This window comes from uncultured Slackia sp., from assembly GCF_944321625.1.
In the GTDB taxonomy this organism is placed as follows: Bacteria; Actinomycetota; Coriobacteriia; order Coriobacteriales; family Eggerthellaceae; genus Slackia.
The window spans coordinates 1-19,889 of record NZ_CALUMA010000081.1 but is presented as its reverse complement, the minus strand read 5'-3'; the positions used below and the strand labels follow the sequence as shown (position 1 = coordinate 19,889).

14 protein-coding genes, 1 tRNA gene and 1 pseudogene are annotated in these 19,889 nt (G+C 57.8%); 5 read left to right on the top strand and 11 right to left on the bottom strand.

Annotation, left to right across the window (positions count from 1 at the left end; genetic code table 11):
- Window positions 1–540, top strand: a pseudogene (locus Q0J60_RS07160) (ketol-acid reductoisomerase); the annotation flags it as partial.
- A gap of 93 nt (window positions 541–633) precedes the next feature.
- Here the strand turns inward: Q0J60_RS07160 and Q0J60_RS07155 are convergent.
- The gene (locus Q0J60_RS07155; protein WP_294440015.1) at window positions 634–1,437 is read right to left on the bottom strand and encodes a hypothetical protein; all 804 of its coding nucleotides are present in this window, start codon (window positions 1,435–1,437) and stop codon (window positions 634–636) included.
- Window positions 1,438–1,702: 265 nt separating this feature from the next.
- Here Q0J60_RS07155 and Q0J60_RS07150 point away from each other — a divergent pair, with 265 nt between their 5' ends.
- A complete protein-coding gene (locus Q0J60_RS07150; RefSeq protein ID WP_294440013.1) occupies window positions 1,703–3,553 on the top strand; it encodes an aryl-sulfate sulfotransferase in 1,851 nt (616 codons plus the stop codon).
- 100 nt (window positions 3,554–3,653) lie between these two features.
- Here Q0J60_RS07150 and Q0J60_RS07145 read toward each other — a convergent pair whose 3' ends face one another.
- Window positions 3,654–7,343, bottom strand: coding sequence for an FtsX-like permease family protein (locus Q0J60_RS07145; RefSeq protein WP_294440010.1), 3,690 nt, complete (start codon window positions 7,341–7,343; stop codon window positions 3,654–3,656).
- Between the two features lie 19 nt (window positions 7,344–7,362).
- Window positions 7,363–8,064 (bottom strand): ABC transporter ATP-binding protein, encoded by a 702-nt coding sequence (locus Q0J60_RS07140; protein ID WP_294440005.1) that lies wholly within the window; start codon window positions 8,062–8,064, stop codon window positions 7,363–7,365.
- 321 nt (window positions 8,065–8,385) lie between these two features.
- On the opposite strand from Q0J60_RS07140, the gene Q0J60_RS07135 reads away from it, so the two are divergent.
- The gene (locus Q0J60_RS07135) at window positions 8,386–8,952 is read left to right on the top strand and encodes a TetR/AcrR family transcriptional regulator (RefSeq protein ID WP_294440003.1); all 567 of its coding nucleotides are present in this window, start codon (window positions 8,386–8,388) and stop codon (window positions 8,950–8,952) included.
- 234 nt (window positions 8,953–9,186) lie between these two features.
- Here the strand turns inward: Q0J60_RS07135 and Q0J60_RS07130 are convergent, their stop codons facing one another.
- From Q0J60_RS07130 to Q0J60_RS07100, 7 genes are all read right to left on the bottom strand, one after another.
- On the bottom strand, window positions 9,187–9,657 hold the full coding sequence (locus Q0J60_RS07130; protein ID WP_294440001.1) for a hypothetical protein: 471 nt from the start codon (window positions 9,655–9,657) through the stop codon (window positions 9,187–9,189).
- Complete coding sequence (locus tag Q0J60_RS07125) at window positions 9,644–9,853, bottom strand: hypothetical protein (protein ID WP_294439999.1); 210 nt, start codon at window positions 9,851–9,853, stop codon at window positions 9,644–9,646. Before Q0J60_RS07125 ends, Q0J60_RS07130 begins: the two co-directional genes overlap by 14 nt.
- 406 nt (window positions 9,854–10,259) lie before the next feature.
- A complete protein-coding gene (gene feoB, locus Q0J60_RS07120) occupies window positions 10,260–12,707 on the bottom strand; it encodes a ferrous iron transport protein B (RefSeq protein ID WP_294439997.1) in 2,448 nt (815 codons plus the stop codon).
- A gap of 21 nt (window positions 12,708–12,728) precedes the next feature.
- Window positions 12,729–13,616 carry a DUF2797 domain-containing protein gene (locus tag Q0J60_RS07115; protein ID WP_294439995.1) on the bottom strand — a complete coding sequence of 296 codons (888 nt, stop codon included), beginning with the start codon at window positions 13,614–13,616 and terminating at the stop codon, window positions 12,729–12,731.
- A 218-nt stretch (window positions 13,617–13,834) separates the two neighbouring features.
- The gene (locus tag Q0J60_RS07110; RefSeq protein ID WP_294439993.1) at window positions 13,835–14,965 is read right to left on the bottom strand and encodes an ABC transporter permease; all 1,131 of its coding nucleotides are present in this window, start codon (window positions 14,963–14,965) and stop codon (window positions 13,835–13,837) included.
- Between the two features lie 32 nt (window positions 14,966–14,997).
- Complete coding sequence (locus Q0J60_RS07105; RefSeq protein WP_294439991.1) at window positions 14,998–16,077, bottom strand: ABC transporter permease; 1,080 nt, start codon at window positions 16,075–16,077, stop codon at window positions 14,998–15,000.
- Window positions 16,078–16,086: 9 nt separating this feature from the next.
- Window positions 16,087–17,109: an ABC transporter ATP-binding protein gene (locus Q0J60_RS07100; protein ID WP_294439989.1), complete on the bottom strand. Its 1,023-nt coding sequence runs from the start codon at window positions 17,107–17,109 to the stop codon at window positions 16,087–16,089.
- A 98-nt stretch (window positions 17,110–17,207) separates the two neighbouring features.
- Between Q0J60_RS07100 and Q0J60_RS07095 the strand changes: the two genes are divergently transcribed.
- Window positions 17,208–17,738, top strand: coding sequence for a TetR/AcrR family transcriptional regulator (locus tag Q0J60_RS07095; RefSeq protein ID WP_294439987.1), 531 nt, complete (start codon window positions 17,208–17,210; stop codon window positions 17,736–17,738).
- Window positions 17,739–17,771: 33 nt separating this feature from the next.
- Here the strand turns inward: Q0J60_RS07095 and Q0J60_RS07090 are convergent.
- A tRNA-Leu gene (locus Q0J60_RS07090) sits at window positions 17,772–17,858 on the bottom strand.
- Between the two features lie 368 nt (window positions 17,859–18,226).
- On the opposite strand from Q0J60_RS07090, the gene Q0J60_RS07085 reads away from it, so the two are divergent.
- Complete coding sequence (locus Q0J60_RS07085) at window positions 18,227–19,546, top strand: homoserine dehydrogenase (protein WP_294439985.1); 1,320 nt, start codon at window positions 18,227–18,229, stop codon at window positions 19,544–19,546.
- Window positions 19,547–19,889: the final 343 nt, after the last annotated feature.

Below are 19,889 nucleotides of genomic sequence, written 5' to 3'. Positions count from 1 at the left end.
TGCGTGCAGCAGGATGCCACCGGCGACGCCTGGGACATCGCGCTGTCCTACTGCTGGGGCGTGGGCGGTGCCCGCTCCGGCATCATCAAGGCCACCTTCAAGGAGGAGACCGAGGAAGACCTGTTCGGCGAGCAGGCAGTGCTCTGCGGCGGTCTGGTTGAGCTGGTCAAGGCTGGTTTCGAGACGCTGGTCGACGCCGGCTATCCGCCCGAGCTGGCCTACTTCGAGTGCTACCACGAGATGAAGATGATCGTCGACCTCATGTACGAGAGCGGCATCCATTTCATGAACTACTCCATCTCCAACACCGCCGAGTACGGCGAGTACTACGCCGGCCCCAAGGTCATCAACGAGCAGAGCCGCGAGGCCATGAAGCTCATCCTGAAGCGCATCCAGAACGGCGAGTTCGCTCAGGAGTTCGTCGACGACTGCAACAACGGCCACAAGTGGCTGCTCGAGCAGCGCGAGGCCATCAACGAGCACGAGATCGAGAAGACGGGCGAGAAGATTCGCTCCATGTTCACCTGGATCAAGAAGTAAAAGAGCCTCCTAAGAAGCGCCCGTCGGTTTTTCGTCCGACGGGCGCTTTTCTTTTTTGCCTTCTCCAGCCATACGGGCAAATTTTCATGCATCCTATCTATCGCGCAGGCGTTCGAGGCGGGCGCGATTGCGGGGCGTGAGGGTGCCAGCCGTGAGCTCGTCAAGCAGACGCTTCGCCTCCTCGCGGCTTCCGTGGAGCAGTTCGTATTCCGCGGCATACAGCTGCCAGCTCACGCGCGATTGCGATGGCGGCACCTGCGCCATACGATTGCGGATGAATTCGCCGTCTGCAGCAGTCCATTCTTCATGGGGACGCAGCCATAACTCCGCGTTTTCCACGAGATCGCTGGTGATACGCCGATTGCGCGAACCGCCCCTGAAGCGCTTGCTGATTTCGCTGAGCCGCTGTGCAGCCAGCCTTGCCCCTTGTTCGTCGCCTACTTCAATCCGAGCCAATATCTCCACGTTGAACGCGCGAAACGCAACGACTTTCCGCGCTCGCTTGAGAGGCGTTCTCGCCAAGCACTCCAGCGCTTCGTAGGGCTTCGCGTCATTGAGGTCGGCATAAGCAAGCTCCACCGAATGGCTGGCGGACGACATTTCCAACTTGCTTCGGCGCCCGATTTCCTCAACCGCCGCACGGTATTTCGTTGGGTCGCCGTCCTGCTCGACAATATCTACCAGCCCCTTGAACAGCTGTGACATCCGCATGCGAAATACGAACACCATGACGAAAACGGCGGCGAGAGCAAGCCAATACCAGATATCGAATATGCTCTGCCCCCATATCACGCGAGAAAAAGCCAGCGAAAGAAACACCGCGGCGGCAATGCCGAAAACCACCCGGGCTGTGCGCACGCGCCGCAAGTACACCCGTCCCGCCTCTTCGCCCGTCATCGAACAATATGCGGAATGCTCGCCCATGTTGCCCCCCACTTCCAATGCAGCGCATGCACCGCGCAAGCGCGCACGCGTATAAACTCTGCTCGCGTATAGATTTGCTCACGTATAGATTATATGCACCCTTGCCCCACCCTGCATTTCTCTTAAGGCTTGCAAAATGTTCGCAAAATATGATGCGCATGGTAAGGCGCTTTAAACAGGCGTACTATTTGCACTGTTTCATTCATCCGTTTAATACCTTGTCAAGAAAGCGACGTCCATGCCCACCGAGCCCGTGCCCACGCCCGAACCGTCCGCCGCACCCACGCAGACGAAACGCCGTAAACGCATGACGAAAAAGCGCGTCGTCATCGCCATGTGTGCGCTTGTGGTTCTTGCTGCTGTAGCATGGGGCGTCACCGTGGCCGTAGGCAAGGCGTTTACCGCCCAGGAGCAGGCCGTTCGTTCGGATTGGACCACCGAAACGGGCGACCTCTTGGCCAGCACCGAGGACGACATCGAGCTATACGAAGCCGCCGTGAACTCAGACCTGCGCGTAGCACAGCTCATTCCCGCCGAAGTCGATGACGAAGGCTTCACCTATTACGACGAAGACGTCCAGCAGCGCATCGCCGATACGCTTGACGGTCTTAAGAACCTCGACATCAAGTGGACGGCATCCAATCCGCTTGCCGTGCTCAATCCCTCTGGCACCGGAAGCAACGGACTCTACTTGTATTTCGAAACCGACCTGCCCACGCAGGTAACCTACACCGTGACCACGTCCAATGCGGATGCCCAAGAGTGGACCGCTACGGCGCGCAATTGTTTCCTCGACCAAGATGACGTGCAGGCAGAGCAGGAGTCTGAATACTCCACCGTGCACGAATTCCAACTCATCGGATTGGTTCCCGGCGCCACCAATCAGGTGACCATAACCATCACGGGCGAATGGGGCAACGTGCGCCAAGAAGTTACGTTCTCCATCGATATGCCTGAAACCGCGTCAGGCTATGCCACCCAGCTCGAATCGACCGAAGGCGAATCGACCCAACAGCTCTCCGATGGTCTGTTCGCGCTCGTGCGCCAGAACGGGTATCTGGGATACGGCTTCTTCTACGACAATCAGGGCACCATGCGCTACGAGATGGTGACCGAAGGCCTGGGACTCGATCGCATCCTCGAATACGACGACCAGATCGTGGTGTGCGCATCGGCGAGCAAGCTGGCGCGCATCGACGGCCTGGGCCGCGTGCTGCAGACCTATGACCTGGGCGATTACGTATTGCATCACGACATCAACTACGCCCAAGACGGCCACATCGTAGCCTTGGTCGAACACGCCGATAGCGAACCGGTGGAAGATTTGGTCGTCGATATCGACCTTGCCACCGGGGAGGTAACCGAGCTTATCGACTTCACCGAGTTCATGAGCGATTACGTCGAAGAATTCACGCACCCCATCACTGCTACGAGCACGTTTTTCTGGCAGGCGGGCGAACTCGATTGGATTCACCTGAACACCGTGGAATACCTCGAGGAGGACGACAGCATCATCGTGTCGTCGCGCGAGACGTCCACCATCATCAAGGTGGACACCGTCCACGGCACGCCCGAAATCGCATACTTCATCGGCGAAGAGTCCTTCTGGGAGGACACGCCGTACGAGGGCCTCAATCTGACCCAGATTGGCGACTTCACGCCGCAGTACGGCCAGCACAGCGTGGAATACGATGGCGAAGGCCCCACAGAGGACAGCTATTACCTGCTGATGTTCGATAACAACTATTGGGCGCTTTCCACGCGCGACGGCTATACGCCCGACATTGACGGCACCGATGTGAGCACCGATATGTACAACGGCGAAGCGAGCCACGCGTACCGTTACCTGGTCGACGAGGCAGCGGGCACGTACGAGCTGGTCGCATCGTTCGACGTGCCATACTCGAGCATCGTGTCCAACGTGTCGCACGCGCCCGAATCAGACAACTACGTGGTGAACAGCGGCATCTCGATGGTGTTCGGCGAATACGATGCCGAGGGCAATCTGATCAAGGAGTTCTCCTACGAGTGCGACCTCCAGGGCTACCGCGCCTTCAAACACGATTTCGTAGGGTATTGGTTCCCCTAGATCTTCCTGTATTCCTCAAGAATGAGAAGCACCTCGCAATGGTCGAGGCGCTTTCACTCCCGAAATCGGCCGAGGCACAACCGTCGCACTCGCCCGCCCGCTACTCGACGGATTTCAGGCTTTCCACCATATCGATCTTGGCGAGCTTGCGGCGCATGGCGATGGTCACGATTACCGAGAACACCATGGTGAGCGCAAAGGCAATCACGAAGCTCAAGGCATGAATCTCGCGCCCGAACATCACCTGGTCGACCTCGGCCGTCACCACGACGAAGCCCTCCATCCAGATGCCCAGCACACAGCCCACAAGGGCTCCGATGATTGAGAGCAAGATGGTTTCGCGATAGATGTACGCGTTCACCTCGTGCGGCGTGAAGCCAAGCACTTTGAGCGTAGCGATCTCGCGGGCGCGCTCGGTGATGTTGATATTAGTAAGGTTGTACAGCACCACGAACGCCAGCGCGGCGGCGGCGATGATCAGCACCACGACAACCGAGTCCACACTCTTGAGCATGGTGCGATACGAATCGATAGTCTCGTCGTTGTAGCCGACCGTTTTCACGCTGTCGATAGCAAGCAGGTCGTCGCTCATCTGTTCGCGCACGCTCAAATCGTCGGTTGCGACGGCATAGACCGTAGAGAATTCCGGCGTCTCGCCGAACGTCTTCTCGTACAGTTCCGACGACATGAACACGTATTGGCTCACGTAGTTCTCCATGATGCCGGCCACCGACACCTCAAAGCCGTCGCCCTCGGCGTTGCCGATAGAGTCTTCCTCGTAGATGCGAATGGTGTCGCCCGCAGAAACGCCCAGCTCGGTCGCGAGTTTCTCGCTCACAATAACGCCGTCTTCGGAAAGCGTCAGCGCCGCATGCCCCACGCGCTCACGCATGGTTACATACTCGCTCATCTTCTGGGCATCTTCCGGAACCACCAGCTCGAACCGCTGGTCGGCAGCACCTTCGTCCTGGCTATCGGAGCGCGCAATCATGTTGGCGGTCCTCGCAGACGTATGCTCGCTCACCTGGCTCGTGTCATCCAGCACGTCAGACACCGCCCGAGCGTCCTCGTCAGAAACGCCGTCGTCCAGACGCACGGTCATGTTGTAGTGATAAATCTCGCCGAACTGCTTGTCGATGATGTCGTTGATCGCATTCTGCAAGCCCAAACCCGTGAGCAGCAACGCCGTGCAACCAGCGATGCCGATAATCGCCATGAAGAAGCGGCGCTTGTACCGGAAGATATTGCGCGCCGTGACCTTCCACGAGAACGACATGCGGCTCCACAGCGGCTTGATGCGCTCAAGCAGAATACGCTTGCCAGCCTTGGGAGCGCGGGGGAGCATAAGCGCAGCAGGCGTTTCGCGCAGCGTCGAGGCGGCGGCCGCCCAGGTTGCGACCAACGTGATGCCGATGCCCAGCCCGGCGGCAGAAAGCGCTATAGCGGGATCGATCGGCACGGGACGCGGCGGCACCGCATACACGATGGCATAGGCCTCCATGATGAAATACGGCAGGAACATGGACAGCGCGACGATGCCGATGAGGCTTCCCACGCCGCTGGCCACGAATGCGTACAGCAGGTATTTCGACGTGATACGCGCGTTGGAATAGCCGAGCGCCTTGTACGTGCCGATAAGCACGCGCTCCTCTTCCACCATACGCGTCATGGTGGTAAGCGAAACCAGCGCTGCTACCAGGAAGAAGATGAACGGGAACACCTGGGCGATTTGGTCGATGCGGTTGGCATCGGATTCGAAGCTTTCGGCGCCCATGATCTTCGAGCGATCGAGCACGTACCATTCGGGCGATTCGATATCGTCGATTTCGGCCTGGGCGTCTGCCAGCTGAGCCTCCGCGTCGGCGAATTCCTCGTCGGCCTGGGCCTTTTGCTCTTCAAACTCTTTTACGCCGTCCTTGTATTCCGCTAGGCCGTCCTCGTATTCGGCACGGCCTTGAGCGAGCTCTTCCTCGGACGCTTCGAGCGTGACCTTGCCGGACTCGTACTGCGCCACGCCATCCTGGTACTGCGCAAGGCCATCGGCGTACGCCTGCTTGCCGGATTCCAGCTGGGCCCAGCCGTCATCGAGCTGCGCCTTGGAGGCATCGAGCGTCTCCTGCGCCTGGGCGAACTGCTCGTCAGCCGCAGCACGCTGAGAATCAAGCTCAGCCTGGGCGGCGTCAATCTGGTCGAGACCCGCCTGGGCTTGCACGATGCCGCCCTGAAGCTGAGAAATCGCAGCGGCCAGCTCCTCTCGCTGCGTCTTCAAACCCTGGAGTTGCTGGAGAGCGCCTTGGGCTGTTTGAAGGCCCGTATTGGCAGCACTGAGTGCACCCTGGGCCTCGTCCCGCGCCGCCACCAAACCGGCGTATTCTTCTGATTCGGGATCCGCGGCATCCACAGCTGCCTGCGCAGCATTAAAGGCGGCTTGTGCCTGCTCAACATAACCTTGCGCCGTATCGACTCCGGCTTGCGCCTGAGAAATGGCTCCGTCCATATCGGGGACCTGGGCGTCAATCGCCGCCAGCCCCGACTGCGCCGCATCGAGTTTGCTTTGCAGGTCGTCAATCGTCGCCTGGGCCGTCTCGCGATTCTTGTCGATTTCGGCCTGCCCCGCATCGAGCTGCGCATACGCGTCCGCCTTCTGCTGCTCGAACTGAGCCAGGCCGTCCTCGTATTCCTTCTGACCGACGTTCAACTGCGCTTCAGAGTCGGCGATGGTTGCCGCGCTCGCATCCAGCTGCTCCTTGGCGCTTGGCAGCTGGGCCGCACCTTCGTTCAGCTGCGCCCAACCGTCATCGATTTGCGCCTGGCCGTCCTCTATCTCCTTGGCTGCATCATCGAGCTGGGCTTTCGCGTCATCGAGCTCTTTCTGGCCGTCAGCGATCTGAGCCTCGGCATCCGCCTTCTCTGCCTCGTATTCCGCGCGGCTCTCATCGAGCGTCGCCTGAGCGTCGCCCTTCACTTCATCCAGCCGCTGTGCGCACAGTTCCGGCCCCAAGTCCTCGATGCGCTTCGCCACCGCAGCCACCGCATCGTCGTACGCCGCGCTCGAAGCATGCAAATCCTTTGCGCCCGCCACGGTGATGAACGCCTCTGTGTACGGCAGATCGTCGGCAAAATCCTCTTCGTTGATAAACATGAACTGATCGAGCGCACCGCTGCCCAGCGAAGTAGAACCCATACTTGTGCTCGACGCATAGTACGACGAGCGAACGAAGCCCACGACGGTGAACTGATCAGCATCCAACGTATCGCCAAGGTCCTGCGTACCCTCGAGCAGTTGAACCGTATCGCCGATTTCGATTGTGCTATCGGTCACGGCGTCGGCAGACACCACGCACTCACCGGGCTCATCGGGCCATTCGCCTTCAATCAACAACGGACGATTGATGTAGTCGGCATCATCTGACACAGCGTTCACGCCGTCGGACGTGTCGCTTGCCTGCGCTGCGTCAACATCGAGCGAATGGATACGCACCGTGTACTGCGTGCTTTCCACCAGGGCGAGCGCATCGACCTCCCATGCCCCCTCGACGCCTTCCACACCTTCCACCTGGCGCAACTCTTCGATATTTTCGTCAGAAAGACCCAGAGTGGACATAACGCGCAGGTCGCACAGGTTGGAACCGTCGTAATACATGTCGCCTGCAAGCTTCATGTCGGGCGCGGTCATGCGCAAACCGGCGTAGAAGCCGGTTCCCAACGCCGCGATGACAGCGATGGCCAAAAAGCGCCCCAGCGAATGGGTGATGGAGCGCAGCACGCCTTTGTTGAATGCGCTTTTCATGATGCAGCCTCCGCCCCGGCTACCATTCCACCGTCTCGGCGGGTGCGGGATGAGCGTTCAGCTCCCACGATTCGACCTTGCCCTCCTTGATATGGATGACGCGGTCGGCAATGGCCGTGAATGCGGAGTTATGCGTGATCAGAATCACGGTACGCCCGGTATTGTTGCACGTGTCCTGCAGCAGCTTGAGAATCGACTTACCCGTTTTGTAGTCAAGCGCGCCGGTGGGCTCGTCGCACAGTAGAAGCTTGGGGTTCTTCGCAAGCGCGCGCGCAATGGCGACGCGCTGCTGCTCGCCACCGGAAAGCTGCGCGGGGAAGTTGTTCAGCCTATGCCCCAGGCCCACCTGTTCGAGCACTTCTGCCGCCGGCAGCGGATCGCGGCAAATCTGAGCCGCCAGCTCTACGTTTTCCAGCGCCGTAAGGTTTTGAACCAGGTTGTAGAACTGGAAGACGAATCCGATATCGTAGCGACGATAATCCGTGAGCTCCTTGGGGCCGAATTCGCTTACGACGCGCCCATCAAGACGAATGATGCCCGACGTGCACGAATCCATACCGCCGAGCATATTCAGCAACGTGGTTTTGCCGGAGCCGGAAGGACCCACGACCACTACCAGCTCGCCCTGCTCGATATCGAAACTCATGCCGTCGACGGCGGCAACCTGAACCTCGCCCATCTGATAAATCTTGCGCACATCGCGAAACTCTACGAACGCCATATCAACCTCGCTAAGCCTGCGTCGACGTACCTAAGCGACGCAAAGCATCACTGAACAACCTGTTGTATTATGATGAGTATACGGGAGGCGCAAACCGCGCATCAATGAACAATCGTCACCCGTTTGTTGAGCAGGCGACGCGAGGTGCAGCGACATACCGATACGAACAGCCGCAAACGGGTAAAAGCCAGGACGTCACTGGCGAGTGCAGGAGGCTTGAAGGTTCTGGATTCCTGACAGGAATGGCCTTGCGGTCATGACTGAAGGAATCCAGGTTCTGAAAGCTTCCTGTGCCGCCAGGGGCGGCCGTCAGGAGGAATGATGGCGAACAAGCAGCCGGAAGTCACCGCCCAAACGCGGCGCAATCTGCAGCAAGCGTTCTGGAGCCTCTATTCCGAGCGCCCCATCACGAAGATATCCATCAAAGAAATCACCGATCGCGCCGGATACAACCGGGGCACGTTCTATCTGTATTACAGGGACGTCTACGACATCCTCGAGCAGATGGAGCAGGAAATCCTCGATACCATCGATGCCCTCATTCAGAAGCGACTTATCAAAGACGGCATCCTCGATATCCAGGGCAACATGGGGTTCATCATCGGGCTGGCCAAATCCTACGAACGCGGGCGCGTCATCGCCAGGCTCCTAGGCGACGACGGCGACCCTCGGTTCAAGGCGCGCTTCAAAGAACTCATCTGGCCGCTTGTCGAAGTGTATCTAAGTCCCGCCGGCTCGTTTTCTTCGACGGAAGAACGCTTCGTAAAAGAGTTCTACCTTTCAGGCCTGCTCGCCGTCATTACCGCTTGGCTCGAAGACGACGCCAACATGCCCATCGACGAGCTCATCCAACTCATCATGCAAAAGGTCCTCCGCGCTGCGCAGTAAGCTAAACCTTAGTCTCCCCGGATTGCACACCCTCGTCTTTCCTATAAGCAGGCCCGCCGTCATGGCGGGCCTGCGCACGGTTATCGGATATTTCTCTTAAGCCGCATAAAGTGGTGAACGTTTGGGCTCCGGGATGGCATACATTGTCACAAGACCGCGCGAAGAGACATCAGAGGGCTGAGGGAGTATTTTGAAATCATACGATTCATAAACAGAGACCAGCTCTGGCGCGCATTACAGCACCAACACGCGTCCTGAGGAAGCCTCACGCAAGCTGCGCAAAACCTCCAATACGCATCGATACATCTCCTTGCTTGACAACTCATACGGTGCAACCCCGTCTGCTCGCGCAAATTGGCCAAGCAGCCAAGCTCCTCGATGAGGGCCAACTTTACCTCGTGTCTTATGGCCGAATACTTTCTTCATTTGTGATTTCGAAAGTCCACTGAAATCCGTTGCCGCTATCGCAAGTGTAAATATTCCCATCACGCGAAGCCTTCCCCGCATCCAGGAATCACGTTCGAGAAAAACATACGTTGTGCCGTACATCTCTTCCGAGAATTCAAGAGCCTCATCATGAATGAAATGCTCAATGGATCTATCCCTCGAGTATGAGAAATCATCCATCATTTTCTCTAGCGCTCTTCGAGAGAACCTCTCTGCTAATTCCCTGACAGAAAAAAGAAGGATATTATTGAGACGCATGCGATATCGCCTCACTCCCGAATTCATTAAAAAGCTCTTCAAAAGAGATATCCACACCGGCCCGCACAGTGTTATGCGGCATCGCGAGAATTTCCTGCTGGATTTTGCTGGGCTCGTCGCTCAGCATATCTTTGGCTACTTGCAGCCAGCCTTCCGGAGTCGATCTGAATGTTTTGAAGAACGATTCGGTTGCCATCGTTTCACCTCCTCATCTCATGAACCGAACAATTTCCTCATTTGCCCCGGAGTATACCATGCGCCAAAAACATCTTTCGCGGCCCGCCCGCCAGCATGCTGACTCCACGTTCGCCAAGCGTGCATTCTTCCTCGTGGAAATCGCCCGATTCGTAACCTGACGAATTCCAGCATAGCTTGAAAACCTTGCCAAACCCTTTCCCGTGCATTCGGTTTTTGCGGCGCAGATTATGCGATAGCTGACCGTCCTTGCTCGCAAATCTTGCGTATTTTGGATCTGCGATGACACAAAGCGCCTGATGCTTTCCCGTCGAACCCTCGATAAATCCTTGCCGAAATCTTGCCGGTTTCTTGCCGGAACCTTCCTACCTCTCATCCAGAGCAAAAGTCGCACGGTATGTTTGTATCTACACGAACAGCATTCCTATCGAATGCACGATGAACGCCACAATCCAGGCGACGCCGCATTGCATGAGCACGACGCCAATCGCGCTTTTCGCGCCGAGTTCGTTGCGCACCGCCGCAATGGCAGCCACGCATGGCGTGTACAACAGCGCGAACACCAAGAACGTGAACGCGGTCAGCGGCGTAAACATGGTCGAAAGCGCCTCCGCACCGCCGCCTACCAACACGGTCAACGTGCTCACCACGCTTTCCTTGGCCACAAAGCCCGTCACGAGCGCCGTAGATGCCTGCCAATCGCCGAATCCCAAAGGCGCGAAGAGCGGGGCAAGCACGCCGCCCAGCAGCGCAAGCAGGCTTTGCGCGGAATCCTCCACCACATTCAGCCGCACATCGAACGTCTGCAAGAACCAGATAACGACACTCGCCAAGAAGATAATGGTGAACGCACGCGTCAGAAAGTCCTTGGCCTTCTCCCATACCAGACGCCCCATATTGGCAAACGAGGGCAGGCGATAATTGGGCAGCTCCATGACAAACGGCACCGGTTCGCCCCTGAACGCCGTCCCCTTCAGGACGAGCGCCACCACAATGCCCACCACGATGCCCAGTACATACAGACAAATCATCACCAAAGCGCCGTACTGCGGGAAAAACGCCGCCGTGAACAACGCGTAGATAGGCAGCTTGGCAGAGCAGCTCATAAAGGGCGTGAGCATCACCGTCATGCGACGGTCGCGCTCGGACGGAAGCGTACGCGTGGCCATGATGGCGGGCACGCTGCAGCCGAAGCCGATAAGCATGGGCACGAAGCTGCGACCGGACAGACCCAGCTTGCGCAGCAGCTTGTCCATGACGAACGCCACGCGCGCCATATAGCCGGAATCTTCCAACAGCGATAGGAAGAAGAACAGCACCACGATGATAGGCAGAAAGCTCAGCACGCTGCCCACGCCGGCGAACGCGCCGTCGATGACCAGCGAGTGCACCACGGGGTTCACGCCCCACAGCGTCAGGCCCGCGTCAACGATATCGGTGATCCAGCCCACCGCCAAGTCCATGAGCCCCGAAAGCCACTCGCCTATCACGCCGAAGGTGAGCCAAAACACCACACCCATAATCAAAAGAAAGACCGGCAACGCGGTGTATTTGCCTGTAAGGATGCGGTCGGCGGCCACGGAGCGCTTATGCTCACGGCTTTCGCGCGGCTTGGTCACCGTCGCGGCGCACACCTCGTCGATGAAGCCGAAACGCATGTCAGCAAGCGCCGCCATGCGATCTTTGCCGCTTTCCTCTTCCATCTGAGAAACCACATGCTCGATGGCGTCGCGCTCGTTGGCATCCAGGTCCAGCGCGTCGAACACCAGGCTATCATCCTCCACGAGCTTGGTGGCGGCGAACCTCAGAGGGATTCCCGCACGCGTCGCGTGGTCTTCCACCAGCTCCGATATGCCATGGATACAGCGGTGCAGCGCGCCTCCGTCGGGACCGTCGGGATGACAGAAGTCGAAGCGACCCGGACGTTCGCGATAACGCGCCACGTGAATCGCATGATCGACCAGCTCATCGATACCCTCGTTTTTTGCGGCGGAAATAGGCACCACGGGTATGCCCAGCTGCGCCTCAAGCGCATTGATATCGATCGAGCCGCCGTTTGCGGTTACCTCGTCCATCATATTGAGCGCGAGCACCATGGGAATATCCAATTCCATAAGCTGGAGCGTCAGGTACAAGTTACGCTCGATGTTGGTGGCATCCACGATATTGATGATGCCCTCCGGCTTGTCCCCGAGCAAGAACTCACGCGTCACCACTTCTTCGCCGGTATAGGGCGAAAGCGAGTAGATGCCCGGCAGGTCGGTCACCGTGGCGTTGTCATGCCCGCGAATCACGCCGTCTTTGCGTCCCACGGTGACGCCCGGGAAATTACCCACGTGCTGATTCGAGCCGGTGAGCTGGTTGAACAACGTGGTCTTGCCGCAGTTCTGGTTACCCGCCAGCGCAAAATTGATGGCAGCGTCGGCAGCCAGCGGACGCTCTTCGCCGCGCGGGCGATACGCACCCGATTCGCCTTTGCCGGGATGGGGCGTAGCGGCAGCATGGGGATTGGGGCGAGGCGTGTTGTGCGCATCGTGCACGCCCCGAAGATAGATATGCGCCGCGTCGGCCTTGCGAAGCGTGAGCTCATAGCCGCGCAACCGAAGCTCCAGCGGATCCCCCATCGGCGCGCATTTGACCAGCGTCACCTCGGTGCCAGGCGTCAGCCCCATATCCAGAATATGCTTGCGCAAAGACGTTTCGGCGCACCGAACCGAATCGATTATGGCGTCTTTGCCCACCGGCAGCTTGTCAAGCGTCTCGGGGCACACAGCATGCGACCCCGCCGTACACCCCGGGCAGCCCGAGCACCCGGCACTCATATCAATTTGCAGGTCATCTTGCCTATTGGACATGCTCGAAAATCCCCTTTGCCCCTACCATAGTCCCATTTGCTGCGGTTCGTAGTCGTATTCGCACAACACCTCGCCGACGGTGATCTCCAAGGCATGTGACTCCCATTCTTTGATAGGCACCACGAAAACGTTGCCATCCTGCTCGAGCGCCAGTGTGCCGCCGATCATGCCCACGCAGCGTCCTGCGCACATATCGGCAGGAGCGGTATCGGGCGGTTGAATCATCGGGGGAACGCTCGCTCCTTCGCCGAAGTAATAGGGCGTCAGGTCAAGGCAGCCGCACTCGGGCTCGACTCCGTGTTCGCGCGCAGTGCGCATCACGCACTCAATTGCCTCCTGCGCATTGAACGACTCGCTCAAAAGGCGGTTCTTCGTCGAAACGCGCATGGTTTCCAGGATGCCCTCTTGGGCGCACAGATGCGCTTCGAGACCACGCGCCTCATCGGCGTTGGGATAGCGTTTGAGAATGCCCGCCACGCGAGCGCCCTGTTCAAGCAGGCGCTCGATGCCGCGCGTTTCGGACGAGATGCCCACCTTGAGATGCGCCGGCGAGAAATACGCCATGTACACGAAGTGCGGTGTCTTGTTGTATTCGCGTTGCTGGGGCGAAATGGCATCGGCGTTGTAGAACGCCGGATTGAAACCGGTGGCTTCGCGACAGGCGGGGCACATATCGTCTTTATAGTCAGAAAACGGCGGAAGCTCAGCCATAAGATCGCACGCGCGCGATTCATAGGTCTTGAGGTCGAATGCACCAATGCAGTAGCGCTGCTCAAGCTTGCGGATGGTGAACGTGCGCCCCAGCACGGGCAGACGCATCTGCACCTTTTTCTGCAGATTGTTCACCTGGATGTACGGCCCCTGGGCGTCGTATCCCAGGCCGGAAAACACCAAGGTAGCATCAGGCATAAAACGAGGCATCGAAACCCTCTTTCGTAAACGTCGGCAGCGCTTTATTTGCAAGCGACAGAAGCGCTCAAAAGCACGTGAACTGGCGCGCCTCCTTCATGCGCGCCAGCCACATGCTGACATCGTCATGGTTCGAACGCAATCATAGCGCAGCCATGTGCCTCTTTGCCCTTTATGCCATACAGTAGGAAAAATGCAATCAGAAAATCAAATCCGACTTAGGCCCGCGTCCGCAACCGCCGCAATAGCGCATACCGCATTGGTGCGCCTCCGCCCAAGCGTTTTCGGTAGACAAACCACGCAACCGTCGCCAAGACGATGGCATACGTCCCCATCACCAACCACCCCTTGCCCGCAGCGAGCAAGCCGCCGACGCTCTGGTCAACGCCGAATACCGCCGCGCGAATCTGCGAAAGGCCGTAACTCGAAGGCAAGGCAAGCGCCACATCAAGTAACACGCCCGTGGCGTATTTCACCGAAGTCGTGGCACCAGAGAGAAACCACGCCACTACAGCGGTCACCATCGACAGCATCGCGGCTCCGCTGAACTTGCGCACGGTAAGCGAAACGATAGCGGCGAACGATATGAATGCGACGCCCAATACCAAAAGGACAGGCAGAATCGCCAACAAGCGATTCGCAAGGTTCACACCCGTAAGAAGCAGAATAAGCAGCGCGTTCACCCCCGCCCCAAGCGCCCCGGCAAGCAAGGCGACCACAATACGCGCCGCGAACGTAGGCAGAAGCGACACCGGTGCGAGTCGATATTCGGAGAGCGTCGCGTACACGCGCTCCTTGTTGAGCAGATAGAGGAAGTTGAACATCGACCCCATGAGAAACGCTAGCATGAAAACACCTGCCGCGATGATGGCGAACCAGTCAAGCTGCGCGCCCACGGCGTACTCCCGTTGAACCTCGATCTCCATGCCGGACATATGGCTCTGATAGAACGTGAAAATGCCTTCGTCGAGGTATAAGCGTAAGTTCTTCGCCATGTCGGTATTGTAGTTATCGAACGCATAGAAAATTTGAGCAGATGCGCCCGACGTAAGACGTTCCGAAAAGTCCTCGGGAATCGTCAGAATGCCATTAACACGCCCCTGCTCGTACAGCCTCGCCGCCTCATCGGCGTCCGCCTCAATCGCCTCAAAATAGGGCTCTCCGGATAATGGCGAAGTCTGCGAAAACACCGCCTCTTGAAACGCCGTCCCAAGATCGCCCGCGTCATCGTCCACAACCGCAAGCTTGAGCGCAACGAAGTTGCCAAACGTAAGCGCGAAAATAACGAGGATGATAGTTGGTGCGATGATGCCCGCCGCAAGCGACTTCGGATCAGCCTTCGTGAGCACGAGTAGTTTCTTTAACTCTTGGATAAAGAGGCTCATGATACCGCCCTTTCGCTTCTCGTCCACCGTGCATAGAGAGCGCACACCGCCGCGACCGTTAATGTCGCGCCGGCTGCGAGCACGATAAGCGGTGTCGGACTCGCCACGCCACCAAAGTACGCGTAACGCACCGCGTCGAGAGCATAGGTGGCAGGATTCACCATGCCTAGCACCTGTGCCGCTTGGCCGAAGTAGGATAAATCGCCAAAACCACCGCCCGCGACCCACAGGCACAGCGATGCTACGAGCGACACAAGAAACGCAGTCATAGCGGAGCGCACCGCGATGCCCAAAGCGAGCCCCAAACTCGCAAACGCAACATACATCAAGCAGAGCGATGCGACGAGCCATGGGGCACTCGCAAGCGTTCGACCATACATGAGCGCCACCACTCCAACGAGAACCACGCCGGCAACAAGCGCCTTGAGGAATGCGGCGACAACCTTTCCCGCCACAATATACATGGCAGGGCACGGGGAAAGCACGAGCAGTTTCGCCGTCGCATTCTCCCATTCGCTCGTCATTGAGAGCTGCCCGAACAAAAGCCCTGCGAGCATCGCGCCGAACACAAGCGCACTCACGGCAAAGCTCTCATCCCAGGGGATATCCTCCTCGTACCGCGTCTGCTCAACTACCTCGATGGTGCCCACATTCCGGTTTGCGTCAATATAGTCAACAAGCGCGCCGGTCAAACGATTGGCATAGTTCTTGGTCATGTTCGAATTCACATCGTTGACGAGGTGCACGATCGTGCCCGTAGCGCCCTTCTCCCCTACAATGGGTTCATCCTCAACGATGTAGCGGTCGGCACTACGCCCGTCAGGGACGCCCTCCGCAGGCGCGGCCTCTAGCTCGAGATAAGGTGTCCCATCAGGAGCCCGATATTCCTCGGTCGCCTGCAGAAACGCCGACCCGGATGCCGCGGGCTGTGTCTCTACGGGGATAGTAATGCCTCCTGATACCATCACAGCAAAAGCGCCCAGGAAAAGTAGCGGCGATATGACAGTGGCAAGATTGAACGGGATGTTCTCTTTGACGCTCGCTAGCTCCTTGCCAATTATTCTCGGAATACTCATGGCGCACCCCTAATCCCTCAGCGATCGGCCTGTAAACGCAAGAAAAGCATCGTCGAGCGTCGGACGACGCAATTCCACACCCGCAAGCCTGACCACGCCCTCGGCGAGTCCAAGGATGCGCGCCAAATCTGCTTCGCCTCCAGGAGCCTCGACCACGATGACTTCGCCGTCGAAAGAGAAATCGCCCAAGCGCTCACGCAGCGCGCTCTCGTCAAAACGAGAATCAGGCGCAGGGAATATCCTCACCACGGTCGTCCCCGCCTCGGCCTTAAGTGTCTCGGGCGTGCCGAAACGCACCTTCCTACCATGGTCAAGCAGCAGAATCTCATCGGCAAGCGCATCGGCCTCCGCCATCACATTGGTGGAGATGAGAACCGTACGCCCCTCGTCCTTGAAACGCCGCACGTAGTCCCAAATACGGTGAGTGCCCTGCACGTCAACGCCAAGCGTTGGCTCATCGAGCAGCAAGATACGCGGGTTGGCGAGCATCGCGCGGCCAAGCGCGAGTCGCCGTTTCATGCCGCCCGAATAAGCGCCTACCGGGTCTTTCGCGCGGTCGGACAGGTCAACAAGCTCGAGCACTTCTTCGATACGCCGCGCTGCCGCACGAGAATCATTCAAGTAGAGCGCGGCATGGAAGCGCAAATTCTCCAACGCCGAGAGCTCCGGATAAAGCGACGTTTCCTGCGGCACCAGTCCGATCTCGCGTCGCACTTTCCTCGCATCACGCACCGGATCCAACTCCAATACTCTAACCATTCCGGATGTCGGACGATAAAGCCCGGTTATGAGATTCATCAGAGTCGTCTTGCCCGCCCCGTTTGGACCAAGGAGCCCGTACACCTTTCCGGGTTCGCAAAAGAATGAAAGATTCTCGATGCGCGCTTTCTTTCCAAGGACTTTTGTCACGGCATCGAGGGCAATAACGCTCCCCTTTCCCATGGCGACCCCTTTCTCGATACACAAAACCCAACATATGTTGGATAATTTGATTATCCCAAGGCAGCCCAGGGAATAAAACCAACGATCCATACGGAAACGTCGAGTTCGTTATTTGCGAAAAGAACCGCCAGGAGGACGCCATGCCAAGGCCACGAAAGGATTCCGGAGAGAAAAGCGCCGAGAAACGTATGGTCGAAGTTTTCTGGAGCCAGCTTTCCCATACGCCCTATCAGGAGATAACCGCTGCATCGATCGCGCGGCAGGCAAAGTGCAACCGCGCGACTTTTTACTACTATTTCGACTCGATAGATGACCTCGCAGAACGCGCGGTCGATGCCACCGTCCCCTCCGGCATCGTCAAACTCGTCGAAGCGTTTCTCTTTGGAGAAGCAGAATCCCTTGCGCTCGGGGAAAGCGAACGCCATGCCGTAGAGCGGACATGCTTGCTTATCGGAGAGAATGGATCAGCGCGCCTCGTCGAGCGCTTCAAGCAAGCGCTCATGAAGACATGGGCGGAAAGATTCGGAGTTGCCCTTGACCAAGAAGATGTGCGAATCGTTGCATCCTTTATGGCATCAGGCATCGTCGGCATACTCGGAGAACAAGCGGGCAAGCCATGCGACGAGCATTTCGATGCGCGCCTTCAGGTCATTGGCAAAGTGTTCTCGGCTCCTGCAATCGAATTTGCGCGCAAGGTACGAAGCGAATCAGAGAAATAAAAAACCCGGTCGAAGCCGGGTCTCGATTCGAAGTGGTGCGGGCGAGAGGACTTGAACCTCCATGGGGTTGCCCCCATACGGACCTGAACCGTACGCGTCTGCCAATTCCGCCACGCCCGCGTGGCTTTGCAGCCTGCTTCTTAAGAAGCGAGTTGTTATATTACTCGTCATCTTCCCCAAACGCAAGTAAAAAATGCGTTCTTCCGAAAAAAGTTTCTTTCAAGCGCTCTTTAGAACGTATCGTGCGATCAATCGCGCGACAGAAACGCACGTCGCTCCGTCTCGCCCATTTGGGCCATAGTGAGAAGCCTCTATGCACCACCCACCCATGCAAGACGCCCTTCTTTCGTAAGGAAGCGAACAACGGGGTCCGTCCTGCTGCGTTTTCTGTACAATTCTGCTGTACAAGCACAACGGGACCGTATGAAACCCGTAATCATTACGAGATCTGTCCGCCTCCTTATCGACCAAAGAAAGAGAGGAAGCACATGCGAGCAGTCAATATCGGCCTCATCGGCCTTGGAACCGTGGGGAGCGGCGTGGTGCGCCTGATTCAGAAGCATCACGACGAATACGTGGAACATTACGGCGTCGATCTTTGCCTGAAACGCACGTGCAGCCGAAACGATGCAGAGGCTCAGCGCCTCGGCGTTATCGACACGTTCACCACCGATTGGCACGACGTCGTTTCCGACCCTGATATTGATATCGTCATTGAGCTTATCGGCGGCGAGCATCCTGCTACCGAGATTTTCGAGGAGTCTTTCAAGGCGGGCAAGCATGTCGTATCTGCCAATAAGGCGCTGCTTGGCCGTAAAATGGAGCACCTTGCCAGCGCTGCCGCAGAACGCGGCGTGGCCATTAAGTGCGAAGCTGCAGCCGCCGGCGGCATCCCTGTGGTGAATGCCCTCGAACACAACCTGATAGCGAACGAGACGCTCACTATCGCCGGCATCATGAACGGCACTACCAACTACATCCTTTCCCGCATGGAGGCCGAAGGTTCCTCCTTCGAAGACGTTTTGGCCGACGCACAGGCTGCCGGTTACGCGGAAGCCGACCCCACGGCCGACGTCGATGGCTTTGACGCGGCTTCGAAAATCGCCATTCTTGCCTCTATCGGATTCCGAACCCGCATCACCACCGACGACGTGTACATGCAGGGAATCCGTGCCATATCCAGCATCGATATGGAAATGGCGAAAGAGTTCGGCTATGCCATCAAGCTGCTCGCCATCGCGCGCAACACCGATGAGGGCGTCGACGTACGTGTGCATCCCACGATGATTCCTCGCAACCATCTTCTGGCCAGCGTATCCGGTGCCATGAACGCAGTGTACGTGGTGGGCGACGCCGTTGGCGAAACCATGTTCTACGGAGCCGGCGCAGGATCATTCCCCACCGCAAGCGCCGTCGTGGGAGATGTCATGGCGCTTGCCACGCCCATTTCCCAGGGCCGCTCTCCGCTGCCCGAAAGCGAGCCCTTTGGGCATAACCTCGCCATTCGCAATATTTCCGACCTCAAATCGAAGTTCTACATTCGTCTCACGGTGGAAGACAAACTTGGCGTACTAGCCCAGGCAACAAAGATCTTCGCAGATAACGAGATTTCGATTTCGTACATCAGTCAGTACGACACCGGCGACAGCGATGCGAAAACGCTCATTTACATGACCCATCAGACGCGCGAAGGCGACATGGAAAAGGCGAAAACGCAGCTCGAATCTCTCGATCTTATCCGCGAAGTAGCAAGCATCATCCGCATCGAAAACATCGATGCATGGACCGAAAACGTATTCGCAAACTAAGAGCTGTCGTCAAAGCAAGTGCCATACGACACAGCCTCGATCAACGAATCGCGGCACTCAACAGAACAACATGGCGCAGCAAAAGCAAAAGGCTCCAGAAAGCTGGAGCCTTTTTATGTATATGCATGCGTTTATGAATAGGAGATGCAAACAGTGCGTCAAACAAGCCTAGAAAAAGACGCGAGACAGTGGCTGAGCCTATTAAAAACAAAAAGAGCCGCCCGAAGGCGGCCCCTGCGCCCCCCGTCGGGGAGCGCCCCTCGCGAGCGCGGCGCCCTTATCTCCCGGGGCCTGGCGCCCCAGTACATCCGGCGATGGCGGGCTTAACTGCCGAGTTCGGAAT